At 60.4% G+C, this 22,831-nt stretch carries 22 protein-coding genes and 1 riboswitch; of the genes, 15 read left to right on the forward strand and 7 right to left on the reverse strand.

Annotated features, from left to right (window positions below):
* Complete coding sequence (locus AX760_RS05035) at positions 1–1,035, reverse strand: LacI family DNA-binding transcriptional regulator (protein ID WP_071831895.1); 1,035 nt, start codon at positions 1,033–1,035, stop codon at positions 1–3.
* A 251-nt stretch (positions 1,036–1,286) separates the two neighbouring features.
* Here AX760_RS05035 and AX760_RS05040 point away from each other — a divergent pair, with 251 nt between their 5' ends.
* Positions 1,287–2,252 carry a sugar kinase gene (locus AX760_RS05040; protein WP_071831896.1) on the forward strand — a complete coding sequence of 322 codons (966 nt, stop codon included), beginning with the start codon at positions 1,287–1,289 and terminating at the stop codon, positions 2,250–2,252.
* Positions 2,249–3,544, forward strand: coding sequence for a D-tagatose-bisphosphate aldolase, class II, non-catalytic subunit (locus AX760_RS05045; protein ID WP_071831897.1), 1,296 nt, complete (start codon positions 2,249–2,251; stop codon positions 3,542–3,544). Before AX760_RS05040 ends, AX760_RS05045 begins: the two co-directional genes overlap by 4 nt.
* Before the next feature lie 43 nt (positions 3,545–3,587).
* On the opposite strand, the gene AX760_RS05050 is transcribed toward AX760_RS05045, so the two are convergent.
* Both AX760_RS05050 and AX760_RS05055 read right to left on the reverse strand, forming a co-directional pair.
* Complete coding sequence (locus tag AX760_RS05050; protein WP_071831898.1) at positions 3,588–4,268, reverse strand: HAD-IA family hydrolase; 681 nt, start codon at positions 4,266–4,268, stop codon at positions 3,588–3,590.
* Positions 4,269–4,281: 13 nt separating this feature from the next.
* The gene (locus AX760_RS05055; RefSeq protein WP_071831899.1) at positions 4,282–5,205 is read right to left on the reverse strand and encodes a sugar-binding transcriptional regulator; all 924 of its coding nucleotides are present in this window, start codon (positions 5,203–5,205) and stop codon (positions 4,282–4,284) included.
* Positions 5,206–5,420: 215 nt separating this feature from the next.
* On the opposite strand from AX760_RS05055, the gene AX760_RS05060 reads away from it, so the two are divergent.
* The 5 genes from AX760_RS05060 (at position 5,421) to AX760_RS05080 (ending at position 10,863) form a co-directional block, all read left to right on the forward strand.
* Positions 5,421–6,362 carry a tagatose-bisphosphate aldolase gene (locus AX760_RS05060; RefSeq protein ID WP_071831900.1) on the forward strand — a complete coding sequence of 314 codons (942 nt, stop codon included), beginning with the start codon at positions 5,421–5,423 and terminating at the stop codon, positions 6,360–6,362.
* Positions 6,355–7,767, forward strand: coding sequence for an ROK family protein (locus AX760_RS05065; RefSeq protein WP_071831901.1), 1,413 nt, complete (start codon positions 6,355–6,357; stop codon positions 7,765–7,767). The genes AX760_RS05060 and AX760_RS05065 overlap by 8 nt, the downstream gene beginning before the upstream one ends.
* Before the next feature lie 175 nt (positions 7,768–7,942).
* Positions 7,943–8,932 carry an ABC transporter substrate-binding protein gene (locus tag AX760_RS05070; RefSeq protein ID WP_071831902.1) on the forward strand — a complete coding sequence of 330 codons (990 nt, stop codon included), beginning with the start codon at positions 7,943–7,945 and terminating at the stop codon, positions 8,930–8,932.
* A 127-nt stretch (positions 8,933–9,059) separates the two neighbouring features.
* Positions 9,060–10,124, forward strand: a complete 1,065-nt coding sequence (locus AX760_RS05075; protein WP_071831971.1) for an ABC transporter permease subunit — start codon at positions 9,060–9,062, stop codon at positions 10,122–10,124.
* On the forward strand, positions 10,117–10,863 hold the full coding sequence (locus AX760_RS05080) for an ATP-binding cassette domain-containing protein (protein ID WP_071831903.1): 747 nt from the start codon (positions 10,117–10,119) through the stop codon (positions 10,861–10,863). Before AX760_RS05075 ends, AX760_RS05080 begins: the two co-directional genes overlap by 8 nt.
* A gap of 81 nt (positions 10,864–10,944) precedes the next feature.
* Here the strand turns inward: AX760_RS05080 and AX760_RS05085 are convergent, their stop codons facing one another.
* Positions 10,945–11,706 carry a DeoR/GlpR family DNA-binding transcription regulator gene (locus tag AX760_RS05085; RefSeq protein WP_071831904.1) on the reverse strand — a complete coding sequence of 254 codons (762 nt, stop codon included), beginning with the start codon at positions 11,704–11,706 and terminating at the stop codon, positions 10,945–10,947.
* A 231-nt stretch (positions 11,707–11,937) separates the two neighbouring features.
* On the opposite strand from AX760_RS05085, the gene AX760_RS05090 reads away from it, so the two are divergent.
* From AX760_RS05090 to AX760_RS05120, 7 genes are all read left to right on the forward strand, one after another.
* Positions 11,938–12,738 carry a beta/alpha barrel domain-containing protein gene (locus AX760_RS05090; RefSeq protein WP_071831905.1) on the forward strand — a complete coding sequence of 267 codons (801 nt, stop codon included), beginning with the start codon at positions 11,938–11,940 and terminating at the stop codon, positions 12,736–12,738.
* 3 nt (positions 12,739–12,741) lie between these two features.
* Entirely contained in the window at positions 12,742–13,686 is a 945-nt protein-coding gene (locus AX760_RS05095) for a PfkB family carbohydrate kinase (protein WP_071831906.1), read from the forward strand.
* 91 nt (positions 13,687–13,777) lie between these two features.
* On the forward strand, positions 13,778–14,923 hold the full coding sequence (locus AX760_RS05100) for an ABC transporter ATP-binding protein (RefSeq protein WP_071831907.1): 1,146 nt from the start codon (positions 13,778–13,780) through the stop codon (positions 14,921–14,923).
* Positions 14,924–14,990: 67 nt separating this feature from the next.
* Positions 14,991–15,509 (forward strand): hypothetical protein, encoded by a 519-nt coding sequence (locus tag AX760_RS05105; RefSeq protein ID WP_071831908.1) that lies wholly within the window; start codon positions 14,991–14,993, stop codon positions 15,507–15,509.
* Between the two features lie 695 nt (positions 15,510–16,204).
* On the forward strand, positions 16,205–17,458 hold the full coding sequence (locus AX760_RS05110) for an ABC transporter substrate-binding protein (protein WP_071831909.1): 1,254 nt from the start codon (positions 16,205–16,207) through the stop codon (positions 17,456–17,458).
* 97 nt (positions 17,459–17,555) lie between these two features.
* A complete protein-coding gene (locus tag AX760_RS05115) occupies positions 17,556–18,524 on the forward strand; it encodes a carbohydrate ABC transporter permease (protein ID WP_425348813.1) in 969 nt (322 codons plus the stop codon).
* Between the two features lie 5 nt (positions 18,525–18,529).
* Positions 18,530–19,375 (forward strand): carbohydrate ABC transporter permease, encoded by an 846-nt coding sequence (locus AX760_RS05120; protein ID WP_071831972.1) that lies wholly within the window; start codon positions 18,530–18,532, stop codon positions 19,373–19,375.
* Between the two features lie 74 nt (positions 19,376–19,449).
* On the opposite strand, the gene AX760_RS05125 is transcribed toward AX760_RS05120, so the two are convergent.
* From AX760_RS05125 to metA, 3 genes are all read right to left on the reverse strand, one after another.
* Positions 19,450–20,466 carry an aldose epimerase family protein gene (locus AX760_RS05125; RefSeq protein WP_087149171.1) on the reverse strand — a complete coding sequence of 339 codons (1,017 nt, stop codon included), beginning with the start codon at positions 20,464–20,466 and terminating at the stop codon, positions 19,450–19,452.
* Between the two features lie 89 nt (positions 20,467–20,555).
* Entirely contained in the window at positions 20,556–21,008 is a 453-nt protein-coding gene (locus AX760_RS05130; RefSeq protein ID WP_071831911.1) for a GNAT family N-acetyltransferase, read from the reverse strand.
* Complete coding sequence (metA, locus tag AX760_RS05135; protein ID WP_071831912.1) at positions 21,005–21,943, reverse strand: homoserine O-acetyltransferase MetA; 939 nt, start codon at positions 21,941–21,943, stop codon at positions 21,005–21,007. The genes AX760_RS05130 and metA overlap by 4 nt, the downstream gene beginning before the upstream one ends.
* Before the next feature lie 49 nt (positions 21,944–21,992).
* Positions 21,993–22,070, reverse strand: a riboswitch (SAM riboswitch).
* A gap of 171 nt (positions 22,071–22,241) precedes the next feature.
* Here metA and AX760_RS05140 point away from each other — a divergent pair.
* A complete protein-coding gene (locus AX760_RS05140; RefSeq protein WP_071831913.1) occupies positions 22,242–22,673 on the forward strand; it encodes a DUF4345 domain-containing protein in 432 nt (143 codons plus the stop codon).
* Positions 22,674–22,831 lie beyond the last annotated feature (158 nt).

Here is a 22,831-nt window from a genome sequence, read left to right on the forward strand (position 1 = left end):
CTATGCCGATTTGCGCATCACCAGGGTCCCGTCGAGGCTGATCTTCTGTGGCAGCGCCGGATCCTGCGCCTCCCTGTCACCCAGCAAAGCCAGCAGCATGTCGACGCTGCCGGCAGTCATGGCGGCAAAATCCTGGCCCATCGTCGTCAGCGGCGGACAGGTGTAGCGGCTCAGGGGATGGTCGTCATGGGCGGCAATGCGCAGATTGTCGCCCTTCTTGCGGCCGATCTTCAGCCGATGGGCAAAGGCTGCCGCCATGACGCCAAACGCCAGGCGATCGTTGGCGCACAGGATGGTCCGGCTCGGAAGCCGGTTGGCCGTCAGCACGCCGTCCATCTGCTCATATCCGATCCGCTCGAAATCCCACGTGTACTCGGCATTCGTTTCGATCACCATTGGCTCATGGCCCTGGGCTTCCATCGTGGCGATGTAGCTTGCACGGCGTTCCGGCGAGTTGTGATTGACGTGCGGAATATCGAAATAGGCGGGCGCATCTCCGGACCGGCAGAGATAATCGACAATCGTTGCAATGCTCTGGTGATTGTTGTTGCCGATAAACGGCGTGGTTCCCTCGATATAGGTATCGAAATAGACGAAGGGCAGGTTCTGGGCGAGCCTCTCGAACACGCGCGGATCGGATTTGAGCCCGAGCGGAGCAACCACCGCGCCTGCCACCTTCAGCGACAGCATCGTCTTGATTGCCTCTGCCTCCAGTTCGGCCAGGCCATGCGAGGATATCACGATCGGCCAGTAGCCTTCATCGCGCAGGCGCAGTTCCAGCCGGTTGACCATTTCGGCATAAAAAGGGTCCGTCAGGGCCGGTACGAGAATGCCGACATTGCGGGTCTGCTTGCGGTTGAGGTTGCGGGCGTAGAGGTTGGGCTGATAGTCCGTCGACCGGAGCGCTGCCTCGATCAGTGTCCGTGTCGCGGGTTTGACGCTGGTCGGATCGTGAAAATACTTGGACAGCGTCGGGCGAGAGATGCCGCAGGACTTGGCGAAGTCCTCCATCGTCTTGTGTGTTGATTTTTCCATCGACCGTCAGTTCACGTGTTGTGCCGCCAAGCGCGCATTCTGTTCTTATGCGGCCGGATGGCCTCGAGTGCAACCGGTCGCGGAAAGTCATTGGAAAGTTTTGTCGTCGACTGCGTTGCGAGATAATATTACGCGCGTCAAGTTTTGAATTGACAGGTTTAGCGCATGTCCTAGAAGGGATTGCCTAAACCCATAGGTCGCTGCGCTGGCGTCGATTTTTAAAACATCTCTGAAAGCGATTGGTGTCCCTCATGAAAAAGCTCGTCTGCGCCGGGGAAATTCTCGTTGAAATCATGGCCGACCGGCTCGATCAGAGCCTGGGTGCGCCGGGCCTGCTACACGGTCCCTTCCCCTCGGGCGCGCCGGCCATCTTCATAGCCCAGGCCGCGCGTCTGGGGCAGCCGACAGGCCTGATCAGCGCCGTCGGCGACGATGATTTCGGATGGATGACCATCGACAGGTTGCGGGACTGGGGTTCGGATATCTCGGCTGTCGCGGTTCACAAGGACCAGTCGACGGGAACGGCGTTTGTCACCTACCGTGGAGATGGCTCACGTCATTTCGTCTTCAACATCAAGCACAGCGCGGCGGGATCAATGGCGATCGACGCGGCGGCGCAGGCGCTTCTGGCTGGTGCCGATCATGTGCACGTCACGGGGTCCTCGCTGTTCTCCGAGCCGGCGACTGCTGCCATCCTCACGAGCCTGGAGATCGTCAAGCGCAAGGGCGGCACCGTGTCCTTCGATCCCAATATTCGCAAGGAAATCATCGGCCTGCCCGGCATGCGCGAGGCGCTGGACCGGGTTCTGGCGCTGACGGATATCTTCCTGCCTTCGGGCGAGGAGCTGTTCCTTTTTACAGCATCGACCGATGAGGCCTTGGCGGTTGCGGACATGCTGGCCCGTGGCGTTTCGGCTGTGATCGTCAAGAAGGGTGCACAAGGCGCCGTCTACTATGACAGGCATGGCAGCGTTTCGGCGCCAGCTTTTCCCGTAATCGAGATCGATCCGACCGGGGCCGGCGATTGTTTCGGAGCGGGCTTTGTTTCCTTCTGGCTTCGGGGCGTCGAACCGCACATTGCCTTGAAGGCTGCCTGTGCCTGCGGGGCGCTCGCCGTGACCCGCAAGGGGCCGATGGAAGGGATTGCCACGCTCGCGGGGGTGGAGAGGTTTCTGCTGGATTCAGACCCGGATTGGGATCAGGGGAGGCTGTCATGAGTTCCGCGACGCAGCGACTGGCACGCCTGCCGGCAGAGCGTTTCCGGGGCAAGCCTTCCGGCATCACGTCGGTTTGTTCCGCCCATCCGCTGGTCATCGAGGCGGCGCTCCTGCAGGGCAGGCAGCGCCGGGCCGATGTGCTGATCGAAGCCACCTGCAATCAGGTCAATCAGGATGGCGGCTATACCGGCATGACGCCTGCAGCTTTCAGGCTCTTTGTCGAAGGCATCGCCGCCAAGGTCGGCTTTCCCCTGGAACGGCTTATTCTTGGCGGGGATCACCTTGGCCCGAACCCCTGGAAGCACCTGGCTGCCGGCGAAGCGATGCGCAAGGCCGGCGCGATGATCGATGCCTACGCCGCCGCCGGTTTTACAAAGCTTCATCTGGACACGAGCATGGCCTGTGCGGGGGATCCCGCCATTCTTCCCGACACGACGATTGCGACGCGGGCGGCTGAACTGGCAGTCGTGGCCGAAGCCAGGATGCGCCGGTCTGGGACGCCGTCGCCAAGCTATATCATCGGCACCGAGGTGCCGGTGCCGGGTGGCGCCGTCGAGGCGCTGGATCACCTGCATGTCACCACACCACAGGACCTGCGGGCCACGGTTGAGGTGCACCGCACCGCATTTGCGGAACTGGGGCTCGATGAAGCTTTTGGTCGCGCCATCGGCGTTGTCGTTCAGCCAGGTGTTGAATTTGGGAATGCGGATGTGATCGGCTATGCGACAGCGCCGGCCACCGCTCTGGTGGCGGCACTTGCGGAGCTGCCGCAATTCGTCTTCGAGGCACATTCGACCGACTATCAAAGTCAGGACGGGCTGCGCGATCTGGTCTCGCAGGGATTTGCCATCCTGAAGGTCGGGCCCTGGCTGACCTTTGCGTTGCGGGAGGCTTTGTATGGTCTGAGCGCGATTGCCGGACTTCTCGTGCCTGAGAAGATCACGGTCCCGCTGCCTGCCGTCATGGAGGCCCTCATGCTGTCAGCGCCCGGTCACTGGCAGACACATTATCCCGGCACAGCAGCCGAGCAGCGGATCCATCGTCACTATTCGTTCAGCGATCGCATCCGATACTACTGGCCATTGCCGGAAGCGCAGGCGGCAGTTGCAGAACTCATGGAGGCCCTTGAGGGAGTTACCATCCCGCGCCCGCTGGTCAGTCAGTTCCTTGCCCATCTGGAACCGCAGGTCGCGGCTGGAGAGGTGGCTCCGGAGGCCCGTGCCCTGACGATCGCCAGCATTACCCGCGTGCTCGACATCTATGCCGATGCGATTGCGACGGCGAAGCCCTGACGCGTGTTTGGTCCCGACCGAATGCTTATCGGGCTTATGGGACCTATCTGGCTTTCGGGTGCAGGCGCAGGAACCTGTCGGCTGCGAGATGGCCGATGATGTGGTTGTAGTCGGCGATGCCGGGGTGTGACGTTTCCAGGCGGGTGCGATGCGTGGCCGTCACGACCATCACACTGGCGCCCGACGCCTCGGCCGCCTCGATGCCGGCCGGTGCATCCTCGAAGACAAGGCAATCCTCGATCGCATGCCCCAGTCTTTCCGCTGCGAGCAGAAAGCAGTCCGGCGCCGGCTTGCCGTTCTCAACGTCCTCGCCGGCGATCAAGAGCGGCGCTGTGCGAAAGCCCGCCGCCTCGAGGCGAACCAGTGCCAGGGCTCTTGGTGCGGATGTGACGATCGCCCAGCGATCCGCCGGCAGGGCGTCCAGAAATGCGACGGCCCCGGCGATCGCTTCGACGCCTTCGAGATCGGCGATCTCGGCCAGTGTGAGCAGCCGGACCTCTTCTGCGGGATCAACTCCGGCAAGGCCCAGGTGCGTGATTGTCTCGATCGCCTTTCGCCCATGAATTGTCGCCAGCAGGGCCTCGACATTGACGCCCTGCCGCACGGCCCATTCCGTCCAGACCCGTTCGGCAACCGCGATCGAATTCAGGATGGTTCCATCCATATCGAACAGGAAGGCACCGAAGGATTTGTCGGCATGGGGCGGTACAGGTACGATCGACATCACGGCAGGGTCCTCAATTGGCGATGGACAGGCGATCGAGGATGGCCTGTGCGGTGTTCACGTCTGTCACCAGTGCGTTGATCATGCCGGATCGTGCCGCCCCGATAATGCCTGGCGCCTTGGCTGGCGTCGCCGCGACGGCAATGGTCAGGGGCACCTTGCGGAGTTGCTGTGGCGTGGCAGCGATCATACGCTCCTCGCCATCCCAGTGCAGGATTTCGCCGCTCTCGGTGACGTAGTGGCGCAGGACGTCGCCGGCCGCCTGGCTCAGTGCCTTTTCACCGGGCAAAGCACCTGTTGCTTCCGAAGGATTTGCAGAGTGCCTCAGGCCGACCCCGACGATTGCGGCATCCAGCTTGTTCCAGAGGGCTGTCACCTGCTGGACCGTCGGGTCGGCCAGGAAAGCGTCGCGCAGTTCAGACGACGAGATATAGGGCGCGTGCAGGAAATGCGGGCTACCGCCCAATTGTTCGGCGGCCTGGCGGACGAATTCATTGGTCTGGAAGTGCGGAGCGGCCTGCTGCATGCCGCCGTTGAGCGCCACGGTGGTGACGCCGGGAAACGGTGGAAGGCCAGCCAGCGTAACTTGCCGCACAGCTCGTCCCCAGCCGATGCCCAGCGTCGAGCCGGATCGCAGTCCGGCCTGCTTCAAAAGGGAGCCGACGGCCGGTGCGAGTGCGCTCAGAACATTGGCTGGCGGGGCATCGATGACGGCCGCCGTCTGCAATTTCAGCGCATCCACCAGGGCGGCCGTCAAATCTTCCGAAGGCGAAAGGTCGATGACCTCGATGCGGACGATACCGGCGGTCCGCGCTTTCTGCAGCAGACGCGAGACTGTAGCAGTTGATAAACCTAGCTTTTTGGCGATTTCGACCTGCGACATATCCGACTGATAGTGCAGTTTCGCGACCATGTGTAGCAAGGTACGGCTTGCCATAGCCTCCTGTGACTGGGACGAATTCAGGTTGAAATTCCTTTCTGCAATGTGTTACACACATCGGGACGTGCGGGAGTTATCGCTTAAATGCGCGCATTTCGCAATGATTTTGCGGCGAAAGCGGACTTCCGGTGTTCAGCAGCGACTTTCGCTCCCGGTCTTGGGGCGGAAGAATTTCCAGAATCCCGGATGGGTGACAGAGAGGGAGGACTTTGATGTCCAGATTGACGACGGCAGAAATGCGCGGCTACCAGCAGATTTGCGGCAATGATGGCGCCATGATGGTGATTGCCTGTGATCAGCGCGGCGGCATGCGCAGCTTGTTGGCCAAGGAACCCGCCGCACAGGCGGCGATCTCCGACAAGACCCTGGGGGATACCAAGGCCGATATTGCACGGTTTCTGGCGAGCAAGGCTTCCTGTGTGCTGGTTGATCCCATTTGCGCGGTGCCGGCGCTCGTCGATGATCGCATCATCCAGCGCGACACCGCGCTTCTGATCGGCCTCGACGCATCGGGCTGGGATACCTCTCCGGAAGGCTACAGGCTTTCCAAGCTCGTTCCCGGTGTCACGGCACGCCGTGTGCGCGAACTCGGGGCGACGGGTGGCAAGATCATGATCTACCTGCGCTCGGACCGGGATGCGGCCAACGTGCGCAACATCGAGATCCTGCGCCAGTGCATCGATGATTTCGCCCGTGAAGATCTGCTGCTCGTCGTCGAGTTTCTGACCTATAAATTCGATGAAGAAGACGAGGCCGCCTACAAGGCGCTGGTGCCCTCACTGATCGTCGGGGGCAGCAAGATCTGCCTCGATTGCGGATCCAAGGTCCTCAAGATCCCCTATCCTGGCACGTCTGAGGCTTGCACTGCCGTGACAAAGCTTGCGGGCGATGTGCCTTGGGCGGTCTTGTCCGCAGGCGTCGATCATGCGACGTTTCTCGGGCAGGTCGAGGATGCCATGCGCAATGGAGCGTCGGGCGTGATCGCAGGCCGTTCGCTTTGGAAAGACTGCATATCGCTTGATCGGACCGTTACGCGGGAGCGGCTCGAAGCCGTTGCGGTTCCGCGCCTGCGGGAAATCCAGGCGGTCATCGCGGCTCATTTCAAAAGCGCGCGGTCTCAAGGAATTCCCCAGGGACAGAAAGAACATGCCTGACATTGCCGTTGGCATAGACATTGGCGGTACGAATATTCGTGCCGCCCTCATCTCCCGGCAGGGTGATATTCTTCGGAAGGTGTCGGAGCAAACGCCGACGGAACCGCGGCACGTCATCGAGCGCATCCGGGAGATGGTCAGCCGCCTCGACCCTCCCGCACAGGCTGGCGTCGGTGTCGGCGTGCCCGGACGGGTCGATGTTGCGGGCAGGGCCGTTCTGTCCGGGGGCATTCTCAACCTGGCAGGGCTGGATTTCGTGCCCGAACTCGAAAGAGTGCTCGGTCGGCCCGTCACGGTCGAAAACGACTGCAGCATGGCCCTGATCGCGGAAATTCACCGTGGCGCTGCGAAGGGCTATCGAAGCGTTGCGATGCTGACGATCGGAACGGGCATCGGTGGCGCGGTCGCCCAGGATGGCCGGATCCACCACGGCCGGATGACGGCGGGTCAACTGGGGCATCTTTCTGTCGCGCAGGACGGGCCTGTTTGCGCCTGCGGACGCAAGGGATGCGTCGAAACCTTCAGTTCCGGGACGGCATTGCGCCGTCACATGCGCGAGGCCGGCATGGGCGCGCCCTCGATCGACGAGGTCTTCGCCCTGGCCGATGGTGGCGATGCGGCCGCGCGCAGCGTGCTGCAGGCCTGGGCAGCGCCCTTGCGTCTGGCCGTTGACAGCCTGGCCGCGACGATCGATCCCGAACTCATCGTGCTTGGCGGTGGGTTGGGCGCTGCGGCAGCGCGGGCGCTTGCGGGCCTGCCGGCCCCCGCCCCGTGGTTCCAACCCAAGGTCGTTGCTGCCGATCTCGGCGACGATGCGGGTGTCATCGGCGCAGGCCTGTCGACGTTCCCGTCTGCGGCCAGCCTATCCGGAAAAAACGTCGTGCTTGTCAATGGCGTCCCCGCATCGGGCAAGAGTCGTCTGGCACAACGCCTGTCGCAGCAGACCGGATGGCCCATCCTATCGCTTGACGGCATCAAGAACCCCTTCCTGCAGCACATCGGCACCGTTGACAGGGATTTCAACAGGACCCTCGGCAAGGCCAGCTACCAGGCCATATGGTCGTTCATTCGCGATGCACCGCCGAATTCAAGCTTCATCGTCGATGCCTGGTTTGGCTTCCAGCCGAAGTCGGTTCTGGAGGGCTATATCGGGGATGCCGGGGTCGATCATACGGCGGAACTTTGGTGCAAGGTCCCCGGGCAGGTGGCCGGTGAGCGTTATGCAAGCCGCCTGAAGGACAGGTTGCCAGGTCATCCAGGTGCAGAGTATGTTTCGGAACTGGTCACGCTTGCCGATCGCGCGGAGCCGATCGGCGTTGGTCCTGTGATGACGATCGACCAAACCCTTGAGCCGGACATGCCTTGTATCATGGCGTGGATTTCCGGCATTTTCGGACGGGCTTAAAGAAACAGCGGCATCGTCGCTCTGCATCGGCAAAGACACGGTCGCTCGCCGATCGGGCGGCCGTAAAGCGACATAAGAAATTCATTGCAGCAAAAAATTACTTGACGGAGTGGCAAAAGCAGCGAGACTAGCAAACATGCCGGAGGGGAGTTCCGGTTTCAATGAGGAGGAAATTATGGAACGACGTTCATTCCTGAAGGCCAGCATGGTCGCAGCGCTTATCAGCGTTTCGGCGTATGCCAGTTCGGCCCAGGCACAAGACAAGACATTCACCATCGCCCTTGTTCCGGGTCTGACGACGGACGCATTCTACATCACCATGCGCAAGGGTGCCGAGGCGGCCGCGAAGGCTGTCGGTGCCGAGCTGGTGTTCCAGGGTGCGCCGGACTTCAATCCGGTCACGCAGGTTCCGGTGCTCGATGCGATCATCGCCAAGAAGCCGGATGCGATCCTGATTGCGCCGACCGACAAGGACCAGCTGATCCAGCCGCTCAAGAAGGCTCATGATGCCGGTATTCCGGTCATCACGGTCGACACTTTCATCGGCGACGGAATCTATCAGACAGGCGCCGGCGATGCCGAGTTCCCGCTGTCCTACATCGCGTCCGACAACGTTCTTGGTGGCGCCATTGCAGCCCGCGCCCTGGCAAAGGCCGTCGGTGAAAAAGGCAAGGTCTACGTTTCCAACGTAAAGCCGGGCATCTCCACGACGGACCAGCGCGAGCAGGGCTTCAAGGACGAGATGGCCGCAAACCATCCAGGCATCGAAGTTCTGGAAAGCCAGTTCAACGACAATGATGCCAATAAGGCAGCTTCGCAGCTCCAGGCCGTGTTTGCCCGAAACTCCGATCTCGTCGGCGTCTTCGGTGCCAACCTGTTCTCGGCGCTGGGTGCTGCAAACGGCGTCCAGCAGGCTGGGCAGACCGGCAATATCAAGGTTGTCGCCTTCGACGCGCCGACCTCGATCGTCGACAACATCAATTCCGGTCTGGTCGATGTCGCCATTGCCCAGCATCCGGCGGAAATCGGCTATTTCGGTGTCATGTCGGCCTATGCCCACCTGACCGGAAATTCGATCCCGACCGCGATCGGTACCGGCTTCACGATCATCGACAAGGCGAATGTCGCCGATCCGGACGTCGCGAAGTACATCTACTCGGATTGATCCGAGCGGCTGCGGCGCCCTTGCCGGAAGGCGGGCGCCGCACACCCTTGCGCCGTTGCATGATTTCAACAGCATGACCGTAACGCATGCCGCAGCCGATTGCGCATGCCTCATTTCCGGACGAACCATGACAAGCACCGTTGACGAGCCGCCGAAGGTGGACCCGCATATTGCGCCGCAGGCAGATCATGCCGACCAGACACAGACGCTGATTGGCCATATCGCGCAGTTGCGCGCGTGGCTGTTTCTTGGCGCACTGATCATCATCTTCGAAATCTGGTCGCGCCTGTCCTTCGGCGGGACCTTTGTCCTGTCGCCATTCAACTGGCAGTCGATCGCCATTTTTGCCGTCGCGCCGCTGCTGCTCGCCATCGGCCAGACCTTCGTGATCATTTCCGGCGGCATCGATCTGTCGATGGGCTTCATCATGGGGCTTGCCGCCGTCGTCGCCGCGCACATGACCAATCTTGCCGGCCTCTACATGCCGCTGCCCTTTGCCATGCTGTTCGGCATTCTCGTCGCTGTGCTGGTCGCGACGATTCCCGGCATGATCAACGGACTGCTGATCTCGCGCCTGAAGGTTCCGCCCTTCATCGGCACGCTCGGCATGTTCGGCGTCGCACGCGGCACGGCCTTTCTTCTGGCCGGCGGCACGACGGTGCCGGTGAAGAACGAATATTTCGCCATGCTCGGCAATGGCCGTATCCTCGGCATTCCCTATCTCGTTCTGGTAACGGCGGTGTTCGTCCTGGTCATGCACTACATCTTGAGCCAGACCCGCTTCGGCCAGCACAATTATGCGATCGGCGCCAATGCGCAGGCCGCGCGACGGGCCGGCATCGATATCAAGGGACATATTCTCAAGCTCTATGTCTTGTCGTCCGTCTGTGCCGGTCTTGGCGGCGCGCTCTATGCGGCCCGCTTCACGGCCGGGGCCGCACAGGCCGGCGAACCGCTGCTGCTCGATTGCGTCGCAGCCGTCGTCATCGGTGGCGCCAGTCTCTTCGGCGGATCCGGATCCATCCTCGGAACGGTCGCCGGCGCACTGGTCATCGCCGTGATCCAGTATGGCCTGGTCTTCCTCGATGTCGAACCGTTCTGGCAGTTCATTGCCGTCGGCGTCGTCATCATCATTTCCGTTCTCATCGACCAGGCGCAGCGCCGGTTCAGCGGAGCAAAACAAGATGAATAGTCAAACCCCGCTGCTCGAAGTCCGCAATCTCTCCCGCCATTTCGGCGCGGTGAAGGCGCTCGAAAACTGCTCGCTTGTCGTGCATCCCGGCGAAGTCGTGGCATTGGCCGGCGACAATGGAGCCGGCAAGACGACGATGATCAAGGCGATCTCCGGCGTCTATGCGCCCACGTCGGGCGAGATCCTCATCGAGGGCAAGCCCGTCTCCTTTTCCTCGCCGCAGGACGCCCGTGAAAAGGGCATCGAGACGATCTATCAGGATCTTGCACTGGCCGACAACCTGACGATCGGTGGCAACATCTTTCTCGGTCGTGAGCCCATGCGAAAGGCCTTCGGCTTCCTGCCGGTGATCGACCGCAAGGCGATGGCGGAGGCGGCCCGCCAGACGATGGCACTGCTGGACTTCCATGTGAAACGGCTCGATGCGCCTGTGAGCAATTTCTCCGGCGGCCAGCGCCAGGCCGTTGCCATCGGCCGCGCCGTCTACTGGAACGCCCGCATCCTGATCATGGATGAGCCAACGGCGGCGCTCGGCGTGCCGGAACAGCGCAAGGTCGTGGCTTTGATCAAGTCGCTGAAGGCGCAAGGGCGCGGTGTGGTCTTCATCTCGCACAATCTGCAGGACATTTTCGCCGTGTCCGACCGGATCGTCGTGCTGCGGCGGGGGATTGTTGCGGGCGAACGCAACATCAACGAAACCACGCATGACGAAGTCGTCAAGCTGATGATCGGGGGCTGATCGTCGGCGAGAAGCTGGCATCGACCGGTCTATCGGGCGGCCTGCCTTGCAGGTCAGCCCGGGCCGTCATCAAGGCCAGTCTCAGACGTAGCGGACCTCGACGCCCAGCTTGTCCAGCCGGTTCCGGATGCCGTGCGGCATGCCGGTGTCGGTGATGATGAGATCGACCCGGGACAGGGAAAAGGCCTTGGAGGAGGCGCCGATATCAAATTTGCTGGAATCCGCCACAAGAATGACACGCCGCGCCATGCGCACCAGATTGCGCTTGGTGCGAGCAATGTCCTCGGAGACGTCGACGACATCGAAGGACTGATCGATCGCATGGGCGCTGACGAAGGCCTGATGCGCCACCAGTCCGCCCACGGCCTTGTCGGAATCCGAGACGATCGTGCTGACCGTACTGGGAAACACCCGGCCGCCGATCATGTGCACGTCCAGGCCCGGGCGATACATCAGATGCTGGGCAATGTTCATTGCCGTGGTCGCCACCACGACATTGGTCACCGGCGGCATCTGCATGGCGAGTTGCAGAAGTGTCGAGCCGCTGTCGAACACCACGGACTGATTGTCGATGATCTGGCGAGCGGCCATCTGCGCGATCCGCCGCTTGGCGTCGAAATTGCGGTTCATGCGTTCTTCGAAGGCGGCCGCAGGCGATCCGGACGGCAGGGCTATGGCCCCCCCATGGGTTTTGATCAGTTGCTTCTTGGCATCCAGTATTTCCAGGTCGGAGCGGATGGTCACTTCCGAGACGCCGAAGTTCTCCGCAAGCTGGGTGGTGCGCGCCTGGCCGGTGCGTTGAAGTTCCAGCATGATCTGGTGTCGCCGTTGTTCTGCAAGCATGTGTGATCCCGAATGCTGTTCGATCCGCTGTGCTCGTCAACTTTCGAAAATCGAAATGTCTAAAGCCGACTTGCACGGATTTCTGGCGGTCTGATGTATTTTTTTGCCGTGGTTGTGCTGAGGAGGATAGCCTGAAATCAAAACGAAAGAAATCGGAATATTGAGTATTGTTTTACTTTCGAGTTAGGGTCTCTCAACGCTTGCACCAACTTCATGAAGGGATACCCTGTTATGGGCCTCGGAACCAAAATTCGCCTGTCACGCCTGTTCTCGCATTCCTCCGGAAATCTGTTCGGTGGCGCGGTCGATCACTTCGTCGGTTACGGCAATGTCCGCGAAGGCGGCCTTGCGGATCTGCCGGGCGCGCTGGCCCGGGTCATGGCGGGGCAGCCGGACTATATCAGCATCCAGCCCGGCGCTGCGCGTCATCTGTGGTCGGCCTATGCCGGCAAGGCGGCGCTGGTCATCCAGGCCGGCTGCTTCACGGCGGATGACCGGATTAGCCAGTTGATCGCGACGCCGGAAGATGCCGTGCGTTACGGTGCCGATGCCCTGGCCGTCGCCATTCCGGTGCGCGGCGATACCGAGGGCCATTATATTCGCTGGCTCACTGATACCGTGAATGCCGCCGCCCGCTTTGAAATGCCTGTCGTCGCCCACGTCTATCCGCGCGATTACAAGCAAGGCGGCAAGATCGTCTTCACGCCCGACGAAATCGCCTATGCGGTGCGGATCGGCTTCGAGACCGGCGTTGATGTGATCAAGGTTGGTTATACGGGCGATTTTGACTCCTTCCAGGAAACCGTGGCGACCTGCCCGGTTCCGATCGTCATTGCCGGCGGTCCGAAGACGGATACGCTCCTCGGTGCGCTGACCCAGACATCGGACGCGCTTCGCGCCGGGGCGAAGGGTGCCGTGGTCGGACGCAATCTGTGGGGGCATGGGGATACGACAATGGCTGCACGGGCCTTCAAGTTCGTCATTCACGACGGCCTGTCCGCGGAAAAGGCGCTTGCAGCAGCAGGCGCCTGATCCGTGACCCGCGCACTTCAGGTTCTCGGTTTCGGTGCTCTCGCGGTTGACGACCTCATCTATGTCGATCGCCCCTTGAGCGCCGGCAAGGGAAAGGTCACCAATCGGACGCGCGACCACGGCGGCAACGTGGCCACGGCCCTGGTGGCTGTAGCCCGGCTGGGTGGGCGCGCCGGCTTCATCGGCTGGCTGAGCGACGCGCCGTCGACCGATATGGGTGGCCTCGAACTTGAAAGGCAAGGGGTCGATATATCCTTCGCGCCGCGTCGTTCCGATGCAAGGCCGATCCGCTCGGTCATCACCGTTGGGCCTGACGGGGACCGGTTTATTGCCTATGATGACGATGTGCCGCACGGAACCTCCGATGCGCTTTCGAATGATGTGCTGGCGCAAGCCCAGGTCCTGCTGATCGATGGCTATGCGACGCATGGCGAGGCGATCGTTGCCCGCGCCCGTGCGTTGGGTCTGGCGGTCGTCGCCGATATCGAATGGACGGTCGGCCCAGCAACCGGTCGTTTGCTGGATCTGTCCGACCATCTTGTGCTGCCCCTGGCGTTTGCGCAGGCCAGTACCGGGGAAGGCGATGTGACGGCAATCCTGAACAACCTTTGGTCGGAGGGACGCTCTGCCGTGGTTCTGACCGATGGAGACAGAGGCGCCTTTGTCCGGCAGAAGGACGACGTTGTCTTCTGGCACGTCCCGGCCCACCCGGTCACGGCCGTGGATACGACGGGCGCCGGCGATTGCTTTCACGGGGCCTATGCATTTTCCCTTACGCAAGGGAAGTCACCGGTCGAGAGCGTTCTTTTCGCCAGCGCTGCTGCGGCGATCTCGGTAACCGGGCGGGGTGGCCGCATGGCTTTGCCGGATCACGCAACCTGTGTTGCATGGATGGCCGGCGAACAGGCGCCGGCGCCGCAGCCGATTGGGCCCGCGGCCCTGGAATGAACATCCGTTACAGTCGATCCTGGGAGGGGACGGCATTTCGGGATGCGAGACGAGCCGAGAATTTGGTGTTTTATCATTGGGAGGATGTGACGTGGCCGTTGTTGTGCTGGACAAGATCTGCAAGACCTTCGGAACGAATTTCCACGCGATCAAGGACCTGAGCCTGACGATCAACGATGGCGAGTTTCTGATTCTGGTCGGACCTTCGGGCTGCGGGAAATCGACCGCCTTGCGCATGATTGCCGGGCTTGAGGAGATCACCAGCGGTACTCTCAGCATCGGCGGCGAGAATGTCGAGGATCTGGCACCGAAGGACCGGGACATTGCGATGGTCTTTCAGAACTATGCCCTGTATCCGCATATGACCGTCTCCGAAAACATTGCCTTTTCGATGAAGCTTGCAGGCAAGAGCAAGGCCGAACGGACGAAGCGCGTCAACGAAATTGCAAAGATCCTGCAATTGCAGACACTGCTCGACAGCAAGCCGGCAGCCCTTTCCGGCGGCCAGCGCCAAAGGGTGGCGATGGGGCGGGCGATGGTTCGCGAACCTGCGGCCTTTCTGATGGACGAACCCCTGTCGAACCTCGATGCCAAGCTGCGCGTGCAGATGCGCGCCGAAATCGCCAGCCTGCAACGGCAGCTCGGGGTGACGACGATCTATGTGACGCACGACCAGACGGAAGCCCTGACCATGGGTGATCGGGTCGCCGTGCTGAAGGGTGGCATCCTGCAGCAGGTCGATACGCCCAAGACCCTGTACAACCGGCCGGTCAACGCGTTTGTCGCCGGTTTCATCGGTTCGCCGTCGATGAACCTGTTCGAGGGCCGCCTCGAAGGTGACAGGATCCATCTGCCGGCCTTTTCGATCCCGGTGCCACCCAGCGCTTTCGAGCGTTCGCCCCGTCTCGCCAGCTTCGATGGCAAGACGATCATTTTCGGTATCCGCCCGGAAGATCTCTATGACAGCAGCCTGGTGTCCGGATCGCAGCATGCAACGATCCCGGCCATGGTGAAAACCATCGAGGAGCTGGGTTCCGAACTCATCGTGCATCTGGGTATCGACGCGGTCCGGATCGATTCCGGCGATCCGGATGCCGTCGAGGATCTGAGTGGGGCTGCAAACGCCGTTGCGAAGTTCGAATCCGTCAGCGCAGTCCAATCCGGCGCGTCGATCAATCTGGCGATCGATGTCGCCAAGCTGCATTTCTTCGACCCTCAGACGCATCTGGCGATTTGACTTCGAACAGCGCAACCTTCAGAGGATACAGACACCGCCAATCCTGTATAGCCCGGACAGAAATTTCATGAATGTTGCCCGTTACGCTGATGCCATCGCGGACCTGAGGATATTGTTTACCGATCTGGACCGCATGTCGGAACAGTTCCAGACATTCGATGTGCGGTTGGAACTGGCCGCGGCCGGGAACCTTGTTGTTTACGAGACCAGGCGGCGCAAGGGTCAGACGGATAGTCTGTATTATGGTCGTCCGGCAGCCACCGGCCAGAATCAGCAGATATCACAGGCAACTGCGTTTTCGGCCATCGATCGGTTTTTCGCGCTGGGGCAGTTTGTTGCGCTGACCGGCGCGATGGCGACTGGCAGTGCTTCCGCCCCTCACGCCGTCAACGCGCAATATCCGCACTGCGCCGTCAATTTTTCCTACCGCAAAAAAGGTCAGCCCGTGGCGCGATCCATGCTGATGGTGTTCATTGGATTCAATGATGAAGCCGACCTGACGCAGTTTTTAGCCGCAATGGATGACGTGTCCGCGCTCGTATCGAAGCGACCGCACCATGCGCCCAAGGAGCATGAGTGGACCTGAGGGCGAAGACGCAGCCGTTCCGGCTGGAGAGCGACAGGGCAACGACCTTGTCGATCGCGCCCGGTCCGGTAATCGCGTCATCCGTGTCGCGCCGAACAATCAGCAGGTCGATGGCCACTTCACGCAGTCCGCGTTCGCCAAGCCTACATCGGGCAGGGGCTCGCCGGTGTACCGGTCGATAAAGCGGAGCGATGGCGCAAACGATACGCACCAGTCTTGCCCTGTCTGCGCAATCGCTGCCAGTTTGAATGTTCCGTTTTATCCGTCTGAAATTTCGTTCCTGGCGCTGTTTGCAAAGCGGCAGTTGCCCCGGCAGGCGTGAAACGTTCTGGCCCGTCTTGGTCAAGGCCCTGTGTTCCTGCATATCCGGTAAACCTTTGGGGTGGCCTCTGCAGCACATGCCCGTTCTCCCCCGGCAGGCTTTGATTTTTTTGCTTTTGGATAAGCAGACTTTCATTTATTTACGAACGTAAAGAAAAAATGCTTCGCGTGCGATGCACAAATGAACGAAACGAACCTGCAGGAAAATTCATTATATTCATATATATCAATGTATTATGCGTATTTCACTGCAACATGAATTCTACAAAGTGTTGGTGATTGCAGTTCTTCGTTGACACAAACTGTGGAAAGGATCCTACTTCGATTGCGATCTGGGAGGATCGAGCCAGGTATAGGTCCCATGGGAGGGAAACATGAACGTCAGAAAATATCTTGCGACGATGAAGTCGGCTGCGGCTGTCTGGGCACTGTGCACGACCTGTGCCTTTGCCGAGACCAATATCGAGTTCATCCAGTGGTGGGAGCCGGAAATGCCGGCCGGTGCCCTGCGCGGCATCATGGATGATTTTGAGGCTGCCAATCCCGGCATCAAGGTCAAGCTTGTCAGCGGCCCCTATTCCTCGACGCGCGACCAGATCGTCGTCGGTGCGGCATCGGGGACGCTCAGCGATGTCGTCGGGCTCGACGGCGCCTGGGTCAACGGCCTTTCAAAGCAGGGCGCCATCGCGTCGATGGACAGCCTGATGGCCGATGCCAAGTATGACCAGAGCCAGATCGCCGATATCGTCAAGGTCAACGGCCAGAGCGTCATGTTCCCGCTCGCCTCGTTCGTCTACCCGGTCTTCGTCAATCTGGACATGGCCAAGGCTGCCGGCATCGAAACGATGCCGACAACGCGCACCGAATTTGCGGCTGCCGCCAAGAAGATGACCAATGCCGACAAGAACGAGTATGGCTGGGTCCTGCCGCTGGCGCTGCAGAACCCGGGCGGCATCCAGAACGATGTCATGTCCTGGGTCTGGGCCTCGGGTGCGTCGATGCTGAAGGATGGCCAGCCCGATCTGGAAAACGAGGCGGTCGTCGGAACGCTCGAATACATCAAGGCACTGCAGGATGATGGCGTCATCTCGCCCGGTATCTTCGCCAAGAAGGAGCAGGACAAGGTCGAGGAATTCGTCAACGGCCGTGTCGGCATGATGGTCGACTCGCTTGCGCACATCAACCTGATCCGCGAACGCAATGCCAAGCTGAACTTCGGCATCTCGGCCTTGCCGGCCGTTGACGGTTATACCGGCAAGCGCGGACTGCCCTACGCCTCCTGGGGCATCGGCATCAGCGACAGCAGCGAGCACAAGGCGGAAGCCTGGAAGCTCGTCGAATATCTGATGAGCCCGGAGGTCAATGGTCGTCTGGTGTCCATCGCCAACGCCTTTCCCGGCAACGTGAACGCCAAGCCCGATTTCTCGAAGTCGGACCCGCTCTTTGAGGAAGCCTTCAAGATCTTCCAGAGCGGCACCCTGGCCAATGAGTTCGTCGGCCTTCCGGTTGCCGAAGACCTGATGCGCGACATGAATGTCGAGGTTCAGAAGATGTTCGATGGCCAGCAGACTGCAAAGGAAGCGGCTGCCAACACGCAGAAGCAATGGCTGGTTGAATTCGCCAAGTAGACACGGCTGAAAACGGTCTGGCAGCGCGGCGCGTCGTGTCGCGCTGCCACGACGCACCTCCACCGATCCATCATGACCAAGTGGAAAATCACCTCTGATGAACAGCGCCAATGACATTCTGATGGGAACGCATGCCGGGATGCAAAAGCCCAGCGCCCCAAAGTCGAGACTCCGCAAGCAGGGCATGCTTTCCTACAAGACGAAAAAGCGGCTGGTGCCCTTCCTTTACGTGGCTCCGGCCGCTTTCCTGTTTTCCTTGCTGATGCTGTTTCCGATGATCACGGTGTTTCGCTATTCGCTGATGGATGGCGCCATCATGAAGAAGAATGCCGTCTTTGTCGGACTGCAGAACTATGTGACGATTTTCAGCGATCCGGTCTTCTGGCAATCGGTCGGCCAGACGCTCTATTTCACGGTGATGAGCGTCGTCTTTCACCTTCTCATCGGTCTGGCCTTCGCGCTGCTGCTCAACACGCAGCGCATCGATCCGACGCTTCGGAGCATCCTGCGGGTCCTCTACATTCTGCCGTGGCTGTTTACGGCTGTGATCATCGCCATCATCTGGCGGCTGCTGCTCGATCCCAACGGCGTCATCAACAGCATCCTGATCGCGCTCAACATCGTCGACTTCAAGGTCGAGTGGTTCTCGTCGACCAAGACCGCGCTGCATGCCCTGACATTTGCGAATATCTGGGCCGGCTATCCGCTTTACATGGTCAGCCTTCTGGCCGGGCTGCAGGGCATCCCCAAGGAGCTCTACGAGGCGGCCGGCATCGACGGCGCCAATGAAGTCCAAAAGTTCCGCTACATCACCATCCCGCAACTGATGCCGATCATCATCAGCATCGCCTTGCTGGACTTCATCTGGACGATGCAGGTCTTCCCGCTGGTCTGGATGACGACGGGCGGTGGACCGATCCATGCGACCGAGGTGCTGAGCACCTATACCTACAAGCTGGCATTCTCGAGCTATGAGTTTTCATTGGCTTCGGCGAGCGCGATCTGCATCCTGATCATGTCGATGAGCGTGACATATTTCTACATCAAACATCAGAAGGCCCGGTGACCACCATGGCAAGACGTTCCTTCACCAAGAGTGCGCTCCCCACCCTCCTGACTTATCTCGGGCTTGGGGTGGGGCTGGTCTTTGCAGGATTTCCGATCCTGTGGATGTTCTTCACCTCGCTGAAATCCAATACCGAGATCTTCGCATTGCCGCCGCGGCTGCTGCCGGACACGTTCACGAGCGTCGCCTACCTGTCGATCTTCAATGACCCGACGAAGCTCCGCTTCTTCTTCAACAGCTATCTCGTCGCCGGCGTGGTCACGCTTTTGACGTTGCTGATCGCCGTTCTGACGGCCTACGGGTTCAGCCGCTATTCGTTCCGGGGAAAGAATACGCTGAACGTCTTCATCATCAGCACGCAGACGGTGCCGCCGATCACGCTTCTCATCCCTTATTTCGGGATGGTCGTGGCCTTCCGCATCTTCGATACCTATTTTGCGCTGGTGCTGACCTACATGGTCTTCACCCTTCCCTATGCGATCCTGTTGATGACCGGCTATCTGAACACCCTGCCGAAGGAGTTGGACGAAGCCGTTCTGGTCGATGGCGGGTCGAGCTGGACGGCGCTGTGGCGGGTCATCGTTCCCTTGTCCGTGCCAGGCATCGTCGCCACCGCCGTCTATACCTTCCTGCTGTCCTGGAACGAATTCCTGTTCGCGCTGACGCTCACCAAGTCAATGGACATGCGAACGGTTCCCATCGGGATCGAAATGCTGATGGGCCAGCACGCGTTTGAATGGAACGAGATGATGGCGATGAGCGTTCTCGGGTCTCTGCCGCTCTTGGTTCTATACCTGATCGCGCAGCGCTACTTTCTTGCAGGCATGACAGCCGGCTCCGTCAAGAGTTAGGATCGCGCAGGATCGTGCCTTCGGTCAGGAGAGCCCTGCCGCTCTTTCGCCCGTCGATCGGCCGAGGCTCCGGATTACGTCTTGGAGAAGACGTAATCCGTTTCCTGGCGCAGCGTTTCGCCGGGACGCAGGATGGCTTTCGGGAAGCCGGCATGGTTGATGGCGTCCGGCCAGATCTGGCTTTCAAGGCAGAAGCCGGCGAATGGGCCGTAGGTCCGGCCTTCGAGGCCGGGAACAGCGATATTCATCTTGAAGCCCGTATAGAGCTGGATGCCCGGCTCTGTCGTGCGCACTTCCAGCGATACGCCTGAATTGATGCTGCGCACCAGCGCCACCGATCGTTTCGGCTCCCGTTCCGTCGACAGGCAAAAATTGTGGTCGTGGCCGGGCCCTTCGCCTTCCAACTGGCGGCGCATCGGCGTCATGGTGCGAAGATCGAAGATGGTTCCGTCAACCGGTGCGATTTCGCCGGTCGGGATCTGCAGGGCATCGGTCGGCAGATAATGATCGGCGCTGATCATGATGTCGTGGTCCAGTGCCACGTCCAGTCCGTCGAGATTGAAATAGCTGTGCTGGCAGATATTGGCGATCGTCGCGCGATCGGTCGTGCTCTCATAGATGACGGACAGGACGCCGCCTTCGCCGAGCCGGTAGGTGCAGGTGACAGTGCAATTGCCGGGATAGCCGGCGCGGCCATCCGGATCGACGACCTGCAGCGTGACGCTGTCTTCGGACTGTCCGACGATCGTCCAGTTTTGCTGGGCGATGCCGGTGCTGCCGCCATGCAGATGCGAGACGCTGTTTTCGTTGAGTTCCAGTTGGTAGGCGGTTCCGTCGATGCTGAAACGTCCACCGCCCGTGCGGTTGGAACAGCGGCCCGGCGTTGCGCCGAAATAGGGCGAATGCTCGAGATACTCGGGAAATGTTTCGAAACCCAGCACCAGCGGTGGCGCATGGCCGTCGAGCCGAAGATCCTGGATAATGGCGCCAAAGGTCAGCACGCTGGCTGTCAATCCGCCGCCCTTGATGACGATGCGAAGGACGGGTTCGCCAGATGGGTCCTGGCCGAATGTTTCAGTCTCTGCGTGCACGGCCTCTGTTCCTCCCGGTCTCTGTTGCGCGGCAACCTGCGTCATTTCAACGGTCGCGGCAACCGAAAAGGCATATAATTCATCAGGCGCTAGACCGTCTTTTGATAGATGATGAAAGGCGTCTTGTCGGCGATCCGGTCGTAGAGCTTGCGTGCCGTGGCGTTGAAGTCCTGCGTCATCCAGTAGACCTCCTGGCTGCCGGCTTGGCTTGCTCTTTCGTAAACGGCTTCGATCAAGGCCCTGCCGATGCCCTGACCCCTGATCTCCGGATCGGCAAACAGATCCTGCAGATAGCAGATCGAATTGCGGTGCCAGCAGGAGCGGTGGAAGAGGATATGGCCCAACCCCACCGGTCGACCGTCGAGCACAGCGACAAGGCCCGCATATTCATTCGCGTCTCCGCTCAGCAGCCGCGAAAAGGTGAGGGCGTAGATGTCTTCCGGCAGCGTGGTCTCGTAAAACGCCAGGTAGGCCGTCCAGAGCCTGCGCCAGTCCTGTTCGTCACCGGCCTGAAGCGGCCTGATCTGAAGGTCTTGTTTCATAGCTGGTCCCGCCTGTTGTCCGTGCCGATATCCTCGAGATCATAGGGTGTCGTCTGGTAGATGGCGTTGATCCAGTTGCCGAACAGCAGATGTGCATGGCTGCGCCAGCGGTTCTGTGGTGGCAACGAGGGATCGTTGTGCGGAAAATAGTTGCGCGGCATCTTGATCGGCACCCCGGCATTTACGTCGCGGAAATATTCGTCCGCCAACGACGTCGAATCATATTCGACATGGTTGAAGATGTAGAGCCGGTTGCCCTTCTTTTCGTGTAGCAGGCAGACGCCGACCTCGTCGGATTCCATCAGGGTTTCCAGTTCCGGCACCTTGTCGATGTCGGCGCGGCGGACTTCCGTCCAGCGCGATACGGGGATCTGGAAATCGTCTGAGAAGCCGCTCAGATAGGCGGAGGCCGGATTGAGATTGTGATGGCGATAGACGCCAAAGGCTTTTTCCTTGAGCGTGTATTTCGGAACGCCGTGGAAATGATAGGCCGCCGCCATCGCCCCCCAGCAGACGTTCAGCGTCGAATGGACATGGGTTTGCGTCCAGTCGAGGATCTGCCGCATCTCGTCCCAATAGGTAACGTCCTCGTAGTTCAGCGTCTCGATCGGTGCGCCGGTGATGATGAAGCCATCGAACTTCCGGTCGCGCACCTCTTCCCAGGTGCTGTAGAAGGACAGGAGGTGCTCTTCCGAAGTGTTCTTGGCCTTGTGGCCGCCGACGCGCACCAGCGACAGTTCCACCTGCAGCGGCGAGGCGCCGACAAGGCGGGCGATCTGCACCTCCGTCTTGATCTTGTTCGGCATGAGGTTGAGCAGCCCGATCTGCAACGGCCGGATATCCTGGCGGATCGCGGCCGTCTCGGTCATCACGCGCACACCCTCCTTGACGAGGGTCTCTACGGCTGGCAGCGAATCGGGAATTTTGATGGGCATGGCTTCACTCGAACGACATCGACGCCGACCGAATGAAGGGATGCGGGTGTTTCGACAACCCACGGCCCTTTAGCGACTTGTTTAACGTGGCTGCAAGCCGGCCGGCCAAATCACCACACCGTCTAGATAACGCCTGTTCAGCCGGGAATCAAGACGCGACGCATGTCCGTTCAAGCGCCTGCAGTTATCGCCGATGGGGTGTACCGCGTTCTGGAAGACCTTTCGTGCGGGCAAAGCCTTGTCCTGAAACTTTGGAGGGCGATGGGACGTTATGGCTACCTGCTCTGGAGGACGTCATATGCCGAGCCTGGCCTATCAAATCAGCCCCAAGGATTTTCGCCAGAGACGGATGCTGCAGGCAACGATCGCCGTTCTGGCCCTGCTACCTGTCTTTGCCGGGCTTTCAGGCGTGGTCACCGGCGCCAGGTTTCTCGGCGTGGACGTCTCGCCCGTCGATCTCGACAGCCATGTGCGTTTTCTGTCCGGACTGTTCCTTGCCTTGGGGATCGGCTGGTACAGCTGTATCCGGGCGATCGAGAAGAAAACCGAACGGATCTGGTTGCTGGCAATCCTGACATTCTGCGGTGGGCTGGCGCGTCTCGCCTCGCTGGTAATCGCCGGCCCGCCATCCGCCGGCCATCTGCTCGGACTGGGCATGGAGCTCCTGGTTGTACCATGCCTTGTCTTCTGGCATCACCGGGTCTCGGCACTGGTCAAGGGACATCTCTGACTTGGCTGGCGCATTTGTTGGAGGCAGACTCTCCAGGGCGTTCCCAGTTAACCCTGAGGTCACGAAACCGTCTGACGGCCGGCTTTCCTTTGATTCCGCTCTTGCCAGGTCTTGTGCCGAACCTATTTCGATATCATATTCTGTTCAGGCATGCTGAA

The sequence above is a fragment of the Pararhizobium antarcticum genome (assembly GCF_001885585.1).
Classification (GTDB): domain Bacteria; phylum Pseudomonadota; class Alphaproteobacteria; order Rhizobiales; family Rhizobiaceae; genus Pararhizobium; species Pararhizobium antarcticum.